This window comes from Arthrobacter sp. 01T428 (assembly GCF_056398685.1).
Genome location: NZ_JBFTPW010000013.1, coordinates 25,886 through 42,404 on the forward strand (window position 1 = coordinate 25,886; position 16,519 = coordinate 42,404).

The 16,519-nt window shown below is 63.8% G+C and carries 15 protein-coding genes; 6 read left to right on the forward strand and 9 right to left on the reverse strand.

Features of this window, described 5'->3' with window-relative positions:
• Nucleotides 1-17 precede the first annotated feature (17 nt).
• The 5 genes from AC1DJB_RS14925 to AC1DJB_RS14945 all read right to left on the reverse strand — a co-directional run bounded on the left by AC1DJB_RS14925 (nt 18) and on the right by AC1DJB_RS14945 (nt 5,185).
• On the reverse strand, nt 18-1,373 hold the full coding sequence (locus AC1DJB_RS14925) for an ABC transporter substrate-binding protein (RefSeq protein WP_476910556.1): 1,356 nt from the start codon (nt 1,371-1,373) through the stop codon (nt 18-20).
• Nucleotides 1,374-1,440: 67 nt separating this feature from the next.
• On the reverse strand, nt 1,441-2,592 hold the full coding sequence (locus AC1DJB_RS14930) for an ABC transporter ATP-binding protein (protein WP_476910557.1): 1,152 nt from the start codon (nt 2,590-2,592) through the stop codon (nt 1,441-1,443).
• Nucleotides 2,593-2,751: 159 nt separating this feature from the next.
• Nucleotides 2,752-3,642 (reverse strand): MurR/RpiR family transcriptional regulator, encoded by an 891-nt coding sequence (locus AC1DJB_RS14935; protein ID WP_306961939.1) that lies wholly within the window; start codon nt 3,640-3,642, stop codon nt 2,752-2,754.
• A gap of 92 nt (nt 3,643-3,734) precedes the next feature.
• On the reverse strand, nt 3,735-4,208 hold the full coding sequence (locus AC1DJB_RS14940; RefSeq protein WP_059389398.1) for a sensor histidine kinase: 474 nt from the start codon (nt 4,206-4,208) through the stop codon (nt 3,735-3,737).
• 140 nt (nt 4,209-4,348) lie between these two features.
• Entirely contained in the window at nt 4,349-5,185 is an 837-nt protein-coding gene (locus AC1DJB_RS14945) for an alpha/beta fold hydrolase (protein WP_307053922.1), read from the reverse strand.
• 206 nt (nt 5,186-5,391) lie between these two features.
• Between AC1DJB_RS14945 and AC1DJB_RS14950 the strand changes: the two genes are divergently transcribed.
• From AC1DJB_RS14950 to AC1DJB_RS14975, 6 genes are all read left to right on the forward strand, one after another.
• Nucleotides 5,392-6,432 carry an LLM class flavin-dependent oxidoreductase gene (locus tag AC1DJB_RS14950; RefSeq protein WP_441433264.1) on the forward strand — a complete coding sequence of 347 codons (1,041 nt, stop codon included), beginning with the start codon at nt 5,392-5,394 and terminating at the stop codon, nt 6,430-6,432.
• Between the two features lie 188 nt (nt 6,433-6,620).
• Nucleotides 6,621-8,354, forward strand: a complete 1,734-nt coding sequence (locus AC1DJB_RS14955) for an ABC transporter ATP-binding protein (protein WP_441433265.1) — start codon at nt 6,621-6,623, stop codon at nt 8,352-8,354.
• Nucleotides 8,351-10,321 (forward strand): ABC transporter ATP-binding protein, encoded by a 1,971-nt coding sequence (locus tag AC1DJB_RS14960; RefSeq protein ID WP_441433266.1) that lies wholly within the window; start codon nt 8,351-8,353, stop codon nt 10,319-10,321. The genes AC1DJB_RS14955 and AC1DJB_RS14960 overlap by 4 nt, the downstream gene beginning before the upstream one ends.
• A gap of 5 nt (nt 10,322-10,326) precedes the next feature.
• Nucleotides 10,327-11,088: a formylglycine-generating enzyme family protein gene (locus tag AC1DJB_RS14965; protein WP_441433308.1), complete on the forward strand. Its 762-nt coding sequence runs from the start codon at nt 10,327-10,329 to the stop codon at nt 11,086-11,088.
• Between the two features lie 56 nt (nt 11,089-11,144).
• Complete coding sequence (locus tag AC1DJB_RS14970) at nt 11,145-11,477, forward strand: ArsR/SmtB family transcription factor (RefSeq protein WP_441433267.1); 333 nt, start codon at nt 11,145-11,147, stop codon at nt 11,475-11,477.
• 13 nt (nt 11,478-11,490) lie between these two features.
• Nucleotides 11,491-11,988, forward strand: coding sequence for an SRPBCC family protein (locus AC1DJB_RS14975; RefSeq protein ID WP_441433268.1), 498 nt, complete (start codon nt 11,491-11,493; stop codon nt 11,986-11,988).
• Between the two features lie 87 nt (nt 11,989-12,075).
• On the opposite strand, the gene AC1DJB_RS14980 is transcribed toward AC1DJB_RS14975, so the two are convergent.
• The 4 genes from AC1DJB_RS14980 to AC1DJB_RS14995 all read right to left on the reverse strand — a co-directional run bounded on the left by AC1DJB_RS14980 (nt 12,076) and on the right by AC1DJB_RS14995 (nt 16,515).
• Entirely contained in the window at nt 12,076-12,288 is a 213-nt protein-coding gene (locus tag AC1DJB_RS14980; RefSeq protein ID WP_059389402.1) for a hypothetical protein, read from the reverse strand.
• Between the two features lie 148 nt (nt 12,289-12,436).
• Nucleotides 12,437-13,324, reverse strand: coding sequence for an N-acetylglucosamine kinase (locus tag AC1DJB_RS14985; RefSeq protein WP_441433269.1), 888 nt, complete (start codon nt 13,322-13,324; stop codon nt 12,437-12,439).
• A 2-nt stretch (nt 13,325-13,326) separates the two neighbouring features.
• Nucleotides 13,327-14,406 (reverse strand): glycoside hydrolase family 130 protein, encoded by a 1,080-nt coding sequence (locus AC1DJB_RS14990; protein WP_059389404.1) that lies wholly within the window; start codon nt 14,404-14,406, stop codon nt 13,327-13,329.
• Nucleotides 14,407-14,430: 24 nt separating this feature from the next.
• The gene (locus AC1DJB_RS14995; RefSeq protein ID WP_441433270.1) at nt 14,431-16,515 is read right to left on the reverse strand and encodes a hypothetical protein; all 2,085 of its coding nucleotides are present in this window, start codon (nt 16,513-16,515) and stop codon (nt 14,431-14,433) included.
• Nucleotides 16,516-16,519: the final 4 nt, after the last annotated feature.

The window sequence follows — 16,519 nt, forward strand, 5'->3', positions numbered from 1 at the left end:
CCTGATGGGGAAAAGGGTTAGGGGATCAGGTCCTGCTCGCGCTTCTGGGCGTCGGCCATGGTGGTTTTTGCGTCCTTGCCGTAGTAGACGACGTTCTCGACGGCCTTGCCGAGGATGTCGTCGATCTGCACGTAGCTGTTTCCCGGGTAGGAAACCCACGGCTGCAGGCGGTCAAGCTGGGCGAGGTTCGGAGCCAGGAGCGGGTTCTTCTGGGCCCAGTCGTAGAGCGAGCCGCCCGGAGCGGTGAGCGAGGTGCGCAGCGGCAGGTAGCCGATCTTGGTGGAGATCTGCTCGTAGGCGTGGTCGCTGGTCATGAACTTGATCAATTCCCAGCCGGCGCGCTGCTTCGCTGGATCCTGTGAGAGGACGAACAGGGCCGATCCCGAGTTGGTGGGCACGGCAGGCTTGCTGCCGAAGGAGGGCATGCCGGCGGCCTTGAGCTCCCAACCGCCCTTGGTGGCAGCGGACATGAATGAGCCCTGGAGCGCCGACGTGGTGAGGATGAAAGCGGTGTCGCCCTTGGGGAGGCCTTCGTATTGTGCGTTGCTGTCTGCGTTGCGCAGTACGCCGTCCTTCGTCAGCTGTGCGAGCTTCGTGACGGTGTCCACGGCCGCGTCCGAGCCGAAGCCGATGGTCTTGCGGTCATCGGAGAGGACCTGGGCCCCGTTCGACTTGAAGACACCCTGCATGCACCAGTTGCCCCCGATGCTTGCGCAGGAGATGTCCAAGGACGGTTTTCCGGTCTTCGCGGAGACCGCTTTTGCGGCTGCTTCCACCTTGTCCCAGGTGGAGAGGTCAGGGTTGGTGATTCCGGCGTCGGCGAGCTTGGTGGCGTTGTAGAACAGGACGGGCGTGGAGAAAACGTAGGGAATGCCGTAGGTCTTGCCGTTCCAGTCGGCCAGGTGCTTTGCGTTGGGGTGGAACGGGTGGGCCCCGCCGAGGGCGTCGTCGACGGCTTTCTGGCCGACGAGGTCGCTGATGGGCTGGGCACCGAGCTGGGTGGCGGCGAAGTCGAGGGAATCGAACGTCAACTGCGCGACGTCGGGCGCGTGTCCGGCAAGGAGCTGCGTCTGGACGCTGCTGACCGTGTTGGACCCGACGGCGCCGCCGCCCTGTGGTGCCTGCGCGGTGACGTGGATGTTGGGGTGGGCCTTCTCGAAGTCGGCTACGAGGCCTTTGACGGTATCGGTCCACACGCCAGCCTGGGCCAGGTTGTAGCTTTCGAAGGTGATGTTGACTTGCTGGTCTGCTGTGAGCTCGGGGATGGCTTGGTTGCTCACGGTGCTGGCCTGCGAGGTGCCGGAGCAGCCCGCGAGTGCCAGGGCTGCCGTGCCGGCGGCGATGGTCAGTGCAATTGAACGGAGAGGGCGCACAATATTTCCTTGATTGCTGGGTTGGGTGGGTGCTGCTGGTTCAGGCTTGGGTCCGGAAGAGGGGAGGCTAGGCAGATGCCGCCGGCTGCGCGGAGCTGGCTGTGGAGGCATGCTTCGCGTCTGCTTGCCATTCGAGGCGGCGGCCGCTTGCGCGGTCAAAGAGATGGAGGTTCTTGGCATCGGCACTGAGTACGACGGCGTTGCCCGGCTCCCAGTGTTGGCCTCGCGGGGCGCGGACGGCCACGCGGTTCCCGCCGACGCGGCAATAGATCACTTGTTCGCTGCCGAGGTTTTCGGCCAGGTCGACGATGCCCCGCAGGGCTGCCCCGGAGCTCGGCGCGGCTGCGGAAGAACCGGGTGCGTGGATGCTCAGGTGTTCCGGGCGGACGCCCAGCACCACGTCCCGCCGGGGTGTTTCCCCGTCCCACAGCACTGCTTCGACTGAAGGCGCCATGACGGTGATGGAGCCGTTGCTGGTGGAAAGTTCGGCATCGATCAGGTTGGTGGCAGGGGAACCAAGGAAGCCTGCGGCGAATACGGATGCCGGCTTGTCGTAGAGCTCTTCCGGCGTGCCGAGTTGCTCGAGTTGGCCCCCGTTGAGCAGCGCGATCTTGGTTGCCATGGTCATGGCTTCCACTTGGTCGTGCGTGACGTAGATGAACGTGGCACCGAGGCGCTTGTGCAGTCCGGCCAGCTCCTGCCGGGTTGCGGTCCGGAGCTTGGCATCCAGGTTGGACAGCGGTTCGTCCATGAGGAAGGCCTTGGGTTCGCGCACCAAGGCGCGGGCTACTGCGACTCGTTGGCGCTGGCCACCGGAGAGTTCCTTGGGTTTGCGGTCCAGGAGGTGGCCGATCCCCACCATGTCGGCCACGGCTTCGACGCGCTTCTTGACTTCCTGCTTGTCGGTGCGCCGCACGTGGAGCGGGAAGGCGAGGTTCTTCGCCACGCTGAGGTGCGGATACAGCGCGTAGCTCTGGAACACCATCGCCAAATCGCGTTTCTTGGATGGAGCGGCGGTGATGTCCGTTCCGTCCAGTTCGAGCGAGCCCGACGTCGGTTCCAACAGGCCCGCGATCATACGGAGCAGGGTGGTCTTGCCGCAGCCGCTGGGGCCGAGCAGGACCAGGAAATCACCATCTTCGACGGTGAGCGATACGTTCTTTACCGCCGACACGTTCTTGAATGAACGCGACAACTGGTTGAGCACAAGTCGGCCCACGAGCACCTCCGGGGAAACGATGTTTCCTAAATCGAATTATTTAGGAAACGTCTTACCCTTGAAGGGTGGGGCTCGATCATTAACGGTCGGTGCGGAGTTGATGAACTCCCCGTGCGCGGACAGGAAACAGTTGAAACTGCCCGCGTTTCGCGCCAAAAACTATTCGGGGTTTTCCACCATGTGGAGGACTTCCTCGAACACCGCGGAGCGGGCGCGCTCAACCTCAGGGGAATCCGCGGTCACTGCGGCGTGCAGGGCGGACAGCACCAGCATCTGGACGATATTTCCAATAGGCAGCTGGTCGTTCCAGGAATGGAATTCCGCCCCGGCCACGAGCGTGTGGGTCGAGAGATCGGCAAGCTCAGACTTCGCGTAGCTGGTTACCCCGATCACCGTGGCCTTGCGTTCAGCCGCTATCCGGGCAGAACCAACAGTGAAGGAGTTCATTCCGCTGTCGCTCACGGCGATGCAGACGTCGCCCGCGGAGAGGAGCTTGGCGGTGATGTGCTGCGAAACAATGTCGGATGGCGCCTCGCATCCAACGCCCGCGGCCAGAAAACGCAGGGCAAGCGATTGGGCCGGAGCGAGTGAACCACCATTCGCCACCACCAGCAGGCGTCCGCCCTGGCGAATCGCGCGGACCGCCGCATCGAACGCCTCGAAGTCCAAAGACCCTAAAGCTCCGCGGATATCGTGGGAGGCGCGGGAAAAGATCCCGGAGACCAGGTGTTCCGAGGAACCGGGTTCGCCGGTTGCCCCCGATTCTTCCTGCTGGATGCTGTCCCGTGCCGCGGCGCCCAGATCGCGCAGCAGGACTTGGCGCAAGTGCTGGAATCCGTCGAAGCCCATGCTTTTGCACGCCCGGACGATCGTCGCAGGCGATGTGCCCGTCCGGGTGACCAGATCGGCTACCGACATCCTGGCCACGGTTTCGGGGGACTCGAGGCACAATTGCGCCACCCGCTGTTCACTGGGAGCCAGCGAGGGGAAAATCGACTTGATGTGTGCGCGGGAGCCGCCCAGAGGCGGTTCCGATTTGTACGGGGTCATTCGCCTTTCATACCAGATTCACTTGAATAGCGAACCAGCAGCGCCGAAACCGACGACGGCGGGTGCCTGCCGCCGTCGGGCATCGACGCCTATCAGTCGAGCGGCAAAGTGACGGTGACGCAGGTACCCTTGCCTGGGCTGGAGACGACCGAGACGTCGCCGCCCACTTCGCTGACGGCGATGGACATGAGGCGGAGCCCGAATCCGTGGTGTGCGCCCGCGGGAGTCGCCTGGCTGTCGAAGCCCGCGCCGTTGTCCGTGACAGTCAGCCGGATCCCGTGGTACACGGCGGCCAAGCGGACTGTGACGTCGTGGGCATGCGCATACTTGAAGGCGTTGCTGAGCACTTCCTTGGCGGCGTGGTAGAGCAAGGAAGCGGAGCCGGACGAGATTTCGACACCGTGGTGCGGCGTCTCCCAATGGATTTCGGTCCCTTGGCGGCGGAGCGGTGAGGCCAAGCGGTCGATGCAGCCGGCGAGCCCCAAAGCGTGGAAGTCAACGGGTTGCTGATCGGTGATTACGCCATTGATGGCGGTGACCTCGTCCAGGGCTGTTGTTGTCTTCATGGCCGGTCCTGCTCCCCTTGCAGCTTTAGTGCTTTCGCCGGCGAATGGGTTCCGCCTGTGCTTGCATTAAGACTGGACCAGAGGCGTTAAGGTTCCCGCGATATTCAGTTAGTTTCGCCCTAATTTTTTGTCAGGAATCCCTACTTCGCGAGGAAGCCGAGCAAAGCCTGGTTGATCTCGGCGCCATGCGTCCACAGCAGGCCGTGCGGGGCGCCGTCGATTTCGACATATTCGGCACTGGGGAGCGCTTCGGCGAACCTCCGGCCGGTGACGTCGATGGGGAGGATGTTGTCCGCGGTGCCGTGCACGATCAGGGCGGGAACGTCGATCTTGGGGATGTCGGCCCTGAAATCCGTGAGCCACGTGGGCTGCGCCGCCACCGAAGCGTAGGCGCCTGACTGGGCTGCCAGGTTCCAGCTGGCGGCGACTGCCTCGTGGCTCAGGCGGTGCGTTCCGAGGAAAGTGGAGGCGTTGTAGAAGTTGTTGAAGAATTCGGTGAAGAAAGCATAGCGATCGGAAATGACGGCTTCCGTGAGACCGTCGAACACTGACTGCGGGACGCCTCCGGGGTTGTCCGCCGCCTGTAGGAGGAACGGCTCCAAGGATGCGAGGAACACTGCTTTCGCCACCCGGGCCGAGCCGTAGGTGCTGATGTAGCGTGCCACTTCGCCGGTACCCATCGAGAAGCCAACCAGGACGGCATCGTTCACATCGATGGTGTTCAGGAGGGTGTTGAGGTCCGCGGCGAAGGTGTCGTAGTCGTAGCCGACGGTCGGCTTGCTGGACTTGCCGAAGCCGCGGCGGTCGTAGGTGATGACGCGGTAGCCGGCGTCGAGCAGTGCGGCGGCCTGCTTCTCCCAGGACGAACCGTCCAAGGGGTAGCCGTGGATAAGGACCACTGCCTGGCCGGTCCCGTGGTCCTCGTAGTAGATCTCGATCTCGGTGCTGTTTTCATTTCCGACGGTGATGTAAGCCATGACTACGGTCCTTTCGTAGCGGATCTTGCCGAGCGTCTCCAGCCTACTGTCCGGGTACGACGCCGGCACGCTCCGCGCCATCATGACGCTCGCTCACGTATGTGGGGGTTGCGGCGGACGCTCGCTCAGGTATGTGGGGGTTGCGGCGGACGCTCGCTCACTAACGGCTCGGGAATGAATCCAAATACTTGAATGTTCAATTAATTATGGATTTTGGAATCTTCACTTTCGGTGAGCTATCCCGCGACATCAAGACCGGAGCCTCCCTGTCACCGCACCAGCGGGTCAAGGACATCATTGAGCTGGCGAAGCTTGCCGAGCAGGCAGGACTATCGTTCCTGGGCCTGGGGGAGCATCATCGGCACGATTTCGCCCTCTCTGCCCCGGAAATGGTGCTCGCGGCCATCGCTCGGGAAACCACCAACCTTCGGCTGGGCACCGCCGTCACGGTTCTCTCCACCCAGGACCCTGTCCGGCTCTTCGAGCAGTTCTCCACGCTGGATCTAATTTCGGGCGGGCGGGCAGAGATCATTGCCGGCCGTGGCGCCTTTGTGGAGTCGTACTCCTTGTTTGGCCACAGATTGGAGGACTATGACGAGCTGTTCGAAGAGAAGCTGAACATGTTGCTCGCGCTGCGTGACAACGACAACCTTCGCTGGGAGGGAAGCCTGACCCAAACCGTCTCCGGGATGGACATAGCGCCGCGTCCGATCCAGGAAAAGTTGCCCATCTGGGTGGGCGTGGGCGGTACTCCGCAGAGTTTCGTCCGGGCGGGGCGGTTGGGCCTGCCGTTGTTTATCGCTCTGCTGTCCGGGCCGGCACGATTCCGCCGGCTCGTGGAACTGTACCGGGAGACCGCTGAAAACGCGGGACACGACGGTGCCGCCCTGCCAGTCGGCGCGGGTGGCCATTTCTATGTGGCGCCGACGTCGCAGCAGGCACGGGACACCTTCTACCCTTACTATCGCGCCTACTTCGAGCAGAACATGCCCCGGCCAGTTGACCATTTCCCGCGGAACACCTTCGATGAATGGACCGAACCGGGTGGCGGCCTGCTTGTGGGAAGCCCCCAACAGCTCGTCGAAAAGCTACTGGAAATTCATAGCGCCCTCGGCAACACGCGGTATCTGGCTCAGGTCGGTCTCGGCGGGTTGCCTTTCGCTGAGACGGCGCGGTCCATCGAGCTCCTGGCCACCGAAATCATCCCCGCAGTGAATCGTGAGATCGGCGTTGCTCTTGCGCGGTAAGCCCCACGATCTGAGCGAGGGTTGGGGAAAGGGGCCCCATATCTGAGCGAGGGTTGGGGAAAGGGGCCCCATATCTGAGCGAGGGTGCACCTGATCGCCCGCCACGCTTCGCCCTGAGGGAAAGCTCTAGTTGCCCCCAGCAACCAGTCGTAGACTGGCCTTCGAATCACTACGTGAGTTGGAGAACGATGCTCTGGAAACTTCTCGTTCAGTACCTGCGGCCACATCGGCGGCTACTGATCGCCGTCGTCATTTTCCAGTTGGCGCAGTCCATCGCGTCGCTGTACTTGCCCACACTGAATGCCGACATCATTGACGAAGGCGTGGCCAAGGGGGATACCGGGTACATCCTGGGCACCGGCAGCCTCATGTTGCTCATCACCCTCCTGCAGATCGCGTGTTCGATCACAGCCGTGTACTTCGGCGCGAAAGCCGCCATGGGCCTGGGGCGGGACCTGCGCGGGGCCATTTTCACCAGGGTGGGGGAGTTCTCCGAGCAGGAGGTCACCCGCTTCGGTGCGCCGTCGCTGATCACCCGCTCCACCAACGACGTGCAGCAAGTCCAACAGCTCGTCCTGATGTCCTGCACCCTCATGGTGGCGGCGCCCATGCTCAGCATCGGCGGGGTCATCATGGCCGTCCGGCAGGATGCGCAGTTGTCCTGGCTGATTGCCGTGAGCGTCCCCGTGCTGCTCGTTGCGGTGGGCCTCGTTGTCAGCCGGATGGTTCCGCTGTTCCGCAAGATGCAGGTCCGGATCGACACCGTGAACCGCGTGCTCCGCGAACAGCTCGCCGGCATCCGCGTGGTACGTGCGTTCGTGCGCGAGGACATGGAGGCGGAACGCTTCGCCTCCGCGAACCGGGACGTCACGGAGATGGCGTTGCGCGCGGGGCGGCTCATGGCCCTCATGTTCCCGGTGGTGATGCTGGTGCTCAACGTCTCCAGCGTGGCCGTGATCTGGTTCGGATCGTTCCGGATCGATGACGGATCCATGCAGGTAGGAACCTTGATCGCCTTCCTGAGCTACCTCATGCAGATTCTCATGTCCGTCATGATGGCTACGTTCATGGCCGTCATGATCCCGCGTGCGGCTGTGTCGGCTGACCGCATCGGGCAGGTGTTGGAGACCCAATCGAGCGTGCAGCCTCCCGCGAACCCGGTGACGGAGACCGCAGGCCGCGGCGAGCTGGAATTGCTCGACGTCGGATTCGCCTACCCGGGTGCCGAGCAGCCCGTCCTGAGCGGCATCAGCTTCCGGGCACGCGCTGGCCAGACGACGGCGATCATCGGCAGCACGGGCGCGGGCAAGACCACCTTGGTGAACTTGCTGCCACGGCTCTTCGACGCGAGCAGCGGCTCGGTGCGGATCGACGACGTCGACGTCCGCGAACTGCACCCGGACCTCTTGTGGGGGCACATCGGGCTGGTCCCGCAAAAGCCCTACCTGTTCTCCGGCACGGTGCGCAGCAACCTGCTCTATGGCAAGCCCGACGCCACCGAGGAAGAACTCTGGCGGGCCCTCTCCATTGCGCAGGCCCAGGACTTCGTCGAGGAGATGGAAGGCGGGCTTGACGCTCCGATCTCGCAAGGCGGCACCAACGTTTCCGGCGGTCAGCGGCAGCGCCTGGCAATCGCCCGGGCACTCGTGAAGCAGCCCGAGCTCTACATCTTCGACGACTCCTTCTCCTCGCTGGACACTGCCACCGATGCCAGGCTCCGCCAGGCACTCAAGCGCCACACTTCGGGCGCCACCATGGTCATCATTGCGCAGCGGGTGTCCAGCATCGCGGACGCCGAGCAGATTCTGGTGCTCGACGACGGGCGGCTGGTGGGGCGCGGAACCCACGAAGAGTTGCTTGAGACTTCCGAAACGTACCGCGAGATAGTTTCCTCGCAACTGGCAGCGGAGGAGGCGGCATGAGCAGCACAGCAGGCACCGCCAACCGCCCGCAGCGTCCCCCGATGGGACCAGGCCGTGGCGGACCGTTCGCGGGAATGAGCATCCCGGCCGAAAAGGCCATGAACTTCCTGCCCTCGGCCAAGCGGCTCCTGGGTACGCTGCGGCCCGATCGCTTGTGGCTGACCCTGGTCCTCTTCCTCGCCGTGGCCAGCGTGACGCTGTCCGTGATCGGTCCCCGGCTTCTCGGCGAGGGCACCAACTTGATCTTCGCCGGCGTCGTATCCAAGCAGCTTCCCGCCGGAGTAAGCAAGCAACAGGTCATCGACGGGCTGCGCGCTTCCGGCCAGGGCGCCAAAGCGGACATGTTGAAGGGCATGGACCTGACTCCCGGCGTCGGAATCGACTTCGGGGCGTTGTCCTCGATCCTGCTGTGGGTGCTGGTCTTGTATGTCCTGGCCTCAGCGTTCGGCTGGATCCAGGCGTACGTGCTCAACGGCGTCGTGCAGCGAACCGTGTACCGGCTCCGCGAGCAGATCGAAGCGAAAATCAACCGGCTCCCGCTGCGCTATTTCGATTCAGTGCAGCGTGGTGAACTGCTCAGCCGCGTGACCAACGACGTCGACAACATTTCACAAAGCCTCCAACAGTCCATCAGCCAGGCAGTCACGTCCCTGCTGACAGTGGCCGGCGTCATCTTCATGATGTTCCTGCTCTCGCCGATCCTGGCGCTGATCACCCTGGTCACAGTGCCGTTGACGCTCGTGACCACCGTGCTGATTGCCAAGCGCTCGCAGAAGCTGTTCGTGGCCCAGTGGAAGAACACCGGCGAGCTGAACGGCCAGATCGAAGAAACCTACACCGGCCACGCGCTCGTGAAGGTGTTCGGCCGCCAGCGCGAAGTGGAGGAGCGCTTCCGCGAGAAGAACGCAGAACTGTTCTCGGCCAGCTTCGGCGCCCAGTTCATCAGCGGCTTGATCATGCCGGCACTGACATTCATCGGCAACCTCGTCTATGTGGGGATCGCCGTGGTGGGTGGCCTTCAGGTAGCTTCGGGCGCCATGCAGTTGGGCGATGTCCAGGCGTTCATCCAGTACTCACGGCAGTTCACGCAGCCCCTGGCCCAGCTTGGGTCAATGGCCAATCTGCTTCAGTCCGGCGTCGCGTCCGCCGAGCGAGTCTTCGCGCTGCTCGACACCGAGGAGCAAAGCGCTGATCCTGTGCCCTCCGCTGTTCCCGAGGTAACGCGCGGACGCTTGGTGTTCGAGGACATTTCCTTCTCCTACTCGACGGACAAGCCGTTGATCCAGAATCTGAGCCTGGTGGCCGAGCCCGGCCAGTCTGTGGCGATCGTCGGGCCAACCGGGGCGGGCAAGACCACCCTGGTGAACCTGATGATGCGCTTCTACGAGCTCGACGCCGGGCGGATAACGCTCGACGGCGTCGACGTCGCCTCGATGTCCCGCTACGAGTTGCGCTCGCGGATGGGCATGGTACTCCAGGACACCTGGCTGTTCGGCGGGACCATCCGGGACAACATCGCCTATGGACGGCCAGACGCCACCGAAGCCGAGATACTGGAGGCGGCACAAGCAACGTACGTAGATCGCTTCGTCCACTCCCTCCCGGAGGGCTACGACACAGTGCTCGACGACGAGGGCAGCAACGTTTCCGCCGGTGAGAAGCAGTTGCTCACCATCGCCCGGGCGTTCCTGGCCCGTCCGTCGGTCTTGATCCTGGACGAGGCCACGAGCTCCGTGGACACCCGGACCGAGGTCCTGGTCCAGAAGGCCATGAATGCCCTGCGGTCTGACCGGACCAGCTTTGTGATCGCGCACCGCCTGTCCACGATCCGCGACGCCAACCTCATCCTGGTGATGGAGGCCGGGCAGATTGTGGAACAGGGCACCCATGCGGAGCTGCTGGCCTCCGGTGGCGCGTACTCGCGGCTCTACGAAGCCCAGTTCGCGGCGCCCGTGGCGGAGGTCTGAGGCTCATCAAGCCGCCAGACCTCCTCAGCCTGCCTGGTGGGCAGATTGGACTCCGGGACGCGCGCAGCGGCCGCACCAACTCGGTGGACCTTGTCGCCTTCGAGATTGGAAGGACAGCGGTCACTCGAGCCGAGTTTGCCGGGGTCAAGAATGACCCCAGCCGTGGTCACTCTCCAGACGCGCCGGCACACGGTGTCACCTGGCTTGAGGCCATCGACTGGTGCAATGCGGCATCTGAAGCGGAAGGCATCAGCCCGGCCTATGCCCGCACCGGACGAAACGTCGAATGGAACGTCGCGGCCAACGGCTACCGGCTGCCCACAGAGGCGGAATGGGAATACGCATGCCGTGCCGGATCGGTTGGCCCGCACTATGGTCCGCTCAATGAGATTGCCTGGACCGCGAAGGATGGGCTGTCCGCGCCCAGCGACGGGGCGCTTAAAGCTCCCAACGGGTTCGGCGCCTACGACACGCTCGGCAATGTCTGGGAATGGTGCTGGGACTATGCGGATCCCGCGAGATACGGCGACTACAGGGCATTCCGTGGCGGTGGCTGGGCTGACGACGCCTGGAATGTGCGTGCGTCGGTGCGGCGCGGCAGTGCTCCTGATGCCGTCTTGGAAGACGTGGGCTTCCGGGTGGCTCGGGGCGCCTGTGGTGCACCCATGGCAAAGTCCGGGCAGGGTTGGTCGGACGAAGCCGATAGAAGCCGGGCAAGAGTACGCGGCCCGATTCCGTTCGGCTGGACTCCGCTGAAGTTCGACTAGTGCAAAGTATCCATGCCCGTTGACACCCCTCCGCCATCGGAATATCCTACAACCAAATGGTTGTAGATCAGCTCAGCGACACCGAACTTGACCGCCTGTTCCAGGCACTTGCCGATGCCACGCGCCGGGATATCGTCCGGCGGGTGACTGTCGGGGAATATTCAGTGTCCGGCTTGGCTGCCCTCTACGCCATGAGCTTCGCCGCCGTCCAGAAACACGTGGCGGTTTTGGAGCGCGCCTCCCTTGTAACGAAGGAGAAGCGTGGAAGGGAGCAGATCGTGCGGGGTAACCATGATGGCTTGCAGAAAGCCCGCCAGCTGCTCGATGAGTACGAGGCGATCTGGCGGCAGCGCGTCGATCGGATCGCAGACATCCTCGCCGAAAAATAGGAAGGGTTCCGCAATGACGGTTATCAGTTCCACCCAGAATCCCGAAGCGTTGACCTTGACCCTCGTCGCTGAGTTCGATGCCAGCCCCGAACAGGTCTGGCAAATCTGGGAAGACCCGCGCCAGCTTGAGCGCTGGTGGGGTCCGCCCACGTGGCCGGCCACGTTCGAGCAGTACGAGTTCGAGCCGGGCGGGAAGGCCAGCTATTACATGACGGGTCCCGACGGCGAGAAGCCCCGCGGCTGGTGGCGCATCACGTCCGTCCAAGCTCCGAACAGGCTGGAGTTCGACGACGGTTTTGCCGACGAAAATGGCGCACCCGTCGAGGAGATAGGTGCCGGCCACGCGATCGTGACCATCGAGGAGACAGGCGACCGCACCCGCATGACCATCCTGTCCATCTTCGAATCAGAAGATCAGATGAAGAAGATGATCGACATGGGTATGGAGGAGGGAATGAAGGAGGCCGCCGGCCAGATCGACGCGCTCCTTTCGGAGCACTCCCGCGCCTGACCCTTCACTTCGAAGAAGCCCGGAAAAGCGAACGACGGCGGGAGGTGACTCCCGCCGTCGTCGTCGCTTCGTGCCTCGAAGGTGCCGTTACAGGGACTGCGCGTCGAAGGACGTGGCCTTGGCAGCGCTGCCGGTCAGGCTGACAGTGAAGGTGTTGGGCCCGCTGCAGGTGACCGCGATGCTGGCCTTGGAGGTGTTGTGGCGCACCGAGAAGTCGTGCACCAGTGCGTCCAGCGTGTGGTGGGTGGTTGAGCGGTCCCAAATCTTGAGGGTTACGGAGTCGGCAGTTTCAAACGTCATTGTTCAGTGCTTCCATTCATGAATCCGGATATCCGGCCATCGCGCCAGTGCGAAGGCCGCCGTACAGCTTTTCCATAGTGCACAGCGAGGCGCGGACGGCTCAAGCCAGAACGGCGTTTGTTGCTAGTGAGACTCATCACAGCGGTGCCTAGTGGGACGCAAGATGCAGAGCGCCGAAGACCGGATCCTGGGTCAGAACCTGCAGAGTGTGGAGACCCCGGGCAGCAAGGGCTATCCGCATGGCCGCCTGCAAAGTGGGCTGGTTCATCCCGAGGCCACCGCCAAGGACGATGGGCCCCTCGATGTTCAATTGCCCAGCGCATTTCGCCGCCAACGAGGCAAGATCGGCCCCTGCCTGGAGGATCATGTCCAAGGAAGCGGTATGCCCCGAGGCCGCGCACTCGAAGACAATCGATGATTTCGACGCCCAAAACTCGCGTCCCGCGTCGCCATGGAAAAGGGCGATCAAACCTTCCGGGCCGAGGAGTCCACAAGATTTCATAAGCGCCTTCGTCAGTTCGTCCGGGCGCAGCCCGCTGTTCACGCGTTCAAGGCTGTACCTCACCGCTTCTCGACCGAACCAGTATCCGCTGCCTTCGTCGCCAAGCAAGTAGCCCCAGCCGCCCGCGCGCGCCTCGTCCTCGCCGTTAGTGCCCCAGGCCGCGGATCCGGTGCCGGCGATCACGGCGATTCCCGTGCTGCAACCTGCGGCCGCCAGCAGCAGGCGCGTGTCATGGACAACGGAGACGACGGCGTCGGGAGCCAATGGTTGGATCAGTTCCGTCAGCGCGTTCGCATCTTCGGGGGTGTCGATCCCTCCGGAACCAACCACCACCCGCGCAACGGACCCTCCCTGGAGGGTGGCGAAGACGCCCTCCAGATTGCGGCGGGCCTCGGCACGGCTCACGTTCTGGACATTGGCGCTGCCGCCGGAAGTATCGGCGACGGCGGTGCCATTCAGCCATTTGATGCCGCGCGTCTTCGAACCGCCGATGTCCAAACCTACGACCGCGCCGATGGTGCTGGGGTGCGTCACTCTTAGCCCTGGTCTGCCCGGTAGAAATACATCTCCCGCGATCCGGACGGGGCATCCCAGCCTTGGGCGAACATCCAGGTTCCGCCGAACTTGAGCAGGCCGCCCCAAGCCAGCGAGCCTCCCCTGTGCATCGCCTTCTGGGTGAACGGTTCGTTCACGTCGTAGAGCGCCTGCGCTGCGGAAAATTGGCCGTCTGCGTCGCCGTAGAAGAAGTCCAGGACCAGCTTGCCACCGTCGGTCCCGGGGTTGCCGCCGTCGTCGACAATGGCGCAAGCCACTTCGTGCAGTGAGCCGCCCAGCGGCCCAAGGTCCAGGTACTCCTGCGGTTCAAACGTCCAGTTCACCATGTCCGTGGACCGTCCCACATGCGTGGTCCCCCCGCAGCCCTCGGACAGATACATCAGGTAGTGCCCACCGATCTTGACGGCGTCGCCCTGGGCGTTCCGGGGGATGACCGCCCCCTTCGCCCAGAACCGCGAAACCTCGTAAGGGACAGCCAGGCCGAGCTTTTCCCAGTGGATCAAGTCGTCGGACACCGCGACATTGATGTCGCAGCCGACGTCGCCCAAGGGATAGACATCCGGGTCTTGGCCGGCCTGCTCCTCGCCGCGGTCGATCGTCCAGATCCCGTTGTAGAACATGTAGTAGCGGCCATTGGCGTGGTAAACCTTGGGATCTTCGCAGCCAAGGATCTCATTGTCCTGGGTGGGGTAGATCACCGGGTTGGAGGGGCTGTCCTGCCACCCGGTTTCGGGATGGTAGACGGCGACGCCGATACGGCTCGAGACCGATTCCTTGCGGGGGGATGCGCGGTAGAAGAGGTAGAGCTTGCCGTCCCGCTCCATGACGGAGGGATTGAAGATTGAATCCGCGGTCCAGCCGATGCCGGTCGGATCGGCCCAGTCCTGGACTTGCCGGAACGTCAGGGAATCGTCCTTGCGGAACGGTCCCACCGCCCATTCCGGGTGCTCGGGATACGCGGCGGAAAACTGGTCGGTAGAAATGGTGTCGGTCAGCGGATTGCTGAACGTGAGTGCTCCCTCGTAGCTGTGGAGCAAGGCTTCTTTGGTGATTTTCTGCATTGGTTCTTCCTGTGGTGATAACTGTCAGTTGCGGACCAGCGTTACCCAGGTGAACCCACCCGGGGCTACAGTGACGCGGCCGGAGTGGTCTGCGCCGTTCTGGTCTGGACCCGGTGCGACGGGCTTGCCGGAAGCGTCAAAGGCCTCCTGGCTCAAATGGAAGCCTTGGGGCATGTCCACTTTTCGATCGATGCTTCCCGGGGCCGCGCTGATGTACAGGGTCGATTGGCCTCCGGAACCGGAGACGGAAACCGAGGAAATCTGCGGCTGCAGCAGCACGCCGTCGATCGACACGTCGCTTCCGGCCTTGGCGGTCAGGCTGTCCTGGCCCGCCGGGATTGCGTGGTCAAGGGAGAACGGGAAGAGCTTGCCCGGAGCTGCCGTGATGCCTTGCTCCCCGGCGCCACCGTTGGGCGTGCTGCCGAGGAATGTGGTCCCGGATGTCCACGACGTCGTGCCGGCGGCTTCCGGGCGCTGGTTCACGATCGGGTATGCGTTCCGTGCCTGGTCCGAGACCGGGACCGTGATCTTCAGGGTGCCGCCCGCGTTGAGGGCGACGTATGCGCCGCCGGACCAGTTCGCCTCACCGGTCCATGCGGAGGCGGGTTTGACGACTGCGCCGCCGCTGATGGTGCCGGTCTCGGCCTCGGCCACCTTGAGTCCGTCCGTCCCCACGGTGCTGCTGATCCCCAAGGCCTTGGCCTTGAGCTCCGGATTGGCGTCCAAGGCGAGCATGGACAACAACGTGTGGATGGTGGATTCCGCCCCGGAGTTGGGGTTGACGCGTCCGTCGGTTTCGATGCCGTCGATCGCGGTACCTGTTGCCGGGTTGTAGGCGGGCTTTCCACTGCGGTTGGCACCGAAGTACCAGCCGGCAGCAACTGCCGCGACGTCCAGCAGGCCGGGAGCATTAGCGGCTCTTGCGGTCGCCACGAGTCCTTCGACCCGCGAGTCCACGCCATAGGCTATCTGCGCCTCACCCGGGGTCGGGCTCCAGGCATTGTCCGGTCCACCGGCGGCGAGGAGCTGCGGAGTGAATTGGGCGGAGTCCTTCACCGCAGCCGTCAACAGATCGGGGCGATGCAGTACCGGGGACGCGTTCGCGACGGCGGCCGCGGCCATTCCGCCCCAAGCGTGCCAGAGTGTCCGGGACTGGTTCCACGGAAGAATCGCGCCGAAGGGCCACTGCTGAACTGATCCCGAGGACATCCCGGCGACACCTTCGGTAAGCTGGTTCAGCGCGGTGGCGGCAGCGCCGTCGTCGGGCGCGGCCTTTGAGTAGGCGGAGAGTCCGAGCACGGCTTCCGCCGAGGCGTCCGCTCCTCCGGTGATCAGCCAGGCAGGGACCTTGGCACCGTCGGCAACGTCGTACTTCCCGTACTTGGCGAGCGACTGCTTGTTCAGGGACCCGACGGCGAGATCAAGCCTGGACTGCAGGAAGGCGGCAAACTGGGGATCGGCAGACTTGAACGCCGCATACCCTTCGCCCAGCGCCCACACGGTCCGCGCAAGCCAGTAGGACTCGGCCGAGTCGCTGGGGTCGGGAAGTTCCACAGGCTTGGCGCTCGGCGTCAGTGTGCCATCGGCTTGCTGCCACAAGACCACGTTGCCGGCATTGGGGCCGGATGTTGTCTGCAAATACGCCAGCTCGCGCAACAGGTCGAAGGCACGGGTGCGGCTCGAGGCATCGCCGGTCTGCTGCCAATGGCGCAAGTAGACGACGGCGGTGCGCGCAATGTCGTCCGCGTTGAAGGCTCCCTGGCTCCAGTTGCCCGTGGCCGGGTCCTTGGAACCTCCGCCTACCCGCGTGTAACTGCCGTCGGCATTCTTGTTGGCGTACGTCCACGGTGCTTGTGCCGCGGGATGTTCACCGATCTGGTACGTCGTGTGGCCCTCCACGGCATGCAGGGGAACAGTGTCCAGCAGGAAATTCAGGTGGGACAAGTTGGTCAACGGCGCCTGCGGTGCCGCGGCCGGCGCCTGCGACGCAGCGGCCGGAACCGGCTGCGTCGCCGAGGCCACGCCTGCCCCGGCCAGGAGCATCGACAGCGTTGCAACAACTGCCACCGGGGCGGATTTCAGCCGTGCATAAACAAGGGGAGGTGTCATGTCT

Excerpts from the sequence above, each read along its gene's own strand:
- AC1DJB_RS14945 (WP_307053922.1), bottom strand. The coding sequence starts at position 5,185 with ATGGCTTACATCACCGTCGGAAATGAAAACAGCACCGAGATCGAGATC.
- AC1DJB_RS14940 (WP_059389398.1), bottom strand. The coding sequence starts at position 4,208 with ATGAAGACAACAACAGCCCTGGACGAGGTCACCGCCATCAATGGCGTA.
- AC1DJB_RS14975 (WP_441433268.1), top strand. The coding sequence starts at position 11,491 with ATGACGGTTATCAGTTCCACCCAGAATCCCGAAGCGTTGACCTTGACC.
- AC1DJB_RS14990 (WP_059389404.1), bottom strand. The coding sequence starts at position 14,406 with ATGCAGAAAATCACCAAAGAAGCCTTGCTCCACAGCTACGAGGGAGCA.
- AC1DJB_RS14950 (WP_441433264.1), top strand. The coding sequence starts at position 5,392 with ATGGATTTTGGAATCTTCACTTTCGGTGAGCTATCCCGCGACATCAAG.
- AC1DJB_RS14995 (WP_441433270.1), bottom strand. The coding sequence starts at position 16,515 with ATGACACCTCCCCTTGTTTATGCACGGCTGAAATCCGCCCCGGTGGCA.
- AC1DJB_RS14955 (WP_441433265.1), top strand. The coding sequence starts at position 6,621 with ATGCTCTGGAAACTTCTCGTTCAGTACCTGCGGCCACATCGGCGGCTA.
- AC1DJB_RS14980 (WP_059389402.1), bottom strand. The coding sequence starts at position 12,288 with ATGACGTTTGAAACTGCCGACTCCGTAACCCTCAAGATTTGGGACCGC.
- AC1DJB_RS14960 (WP_441433266.1), top strand. The coding sequence starts at position 8,351 with ATGAGCAGCACAGCAGGCACCGCCAACCGCCCGCAGCGTCCCCCGATG.
- AC1DJB_RS14935 (WP_306961939.1), bottom strand. The coding sequence starts at position 3,642 with ATGACCCCGTACAAATCGGAACCGCCTCTGGGCGGCTCCCGCGCACAC.
- AC1DJB_RS14970 (WP_441433267.1), top strand. The coding sequence starts at position 11,145 with ATGGTTGTAGATCAGCTCAGCGACACCGAACTTGACCGCCTGTTCCAG.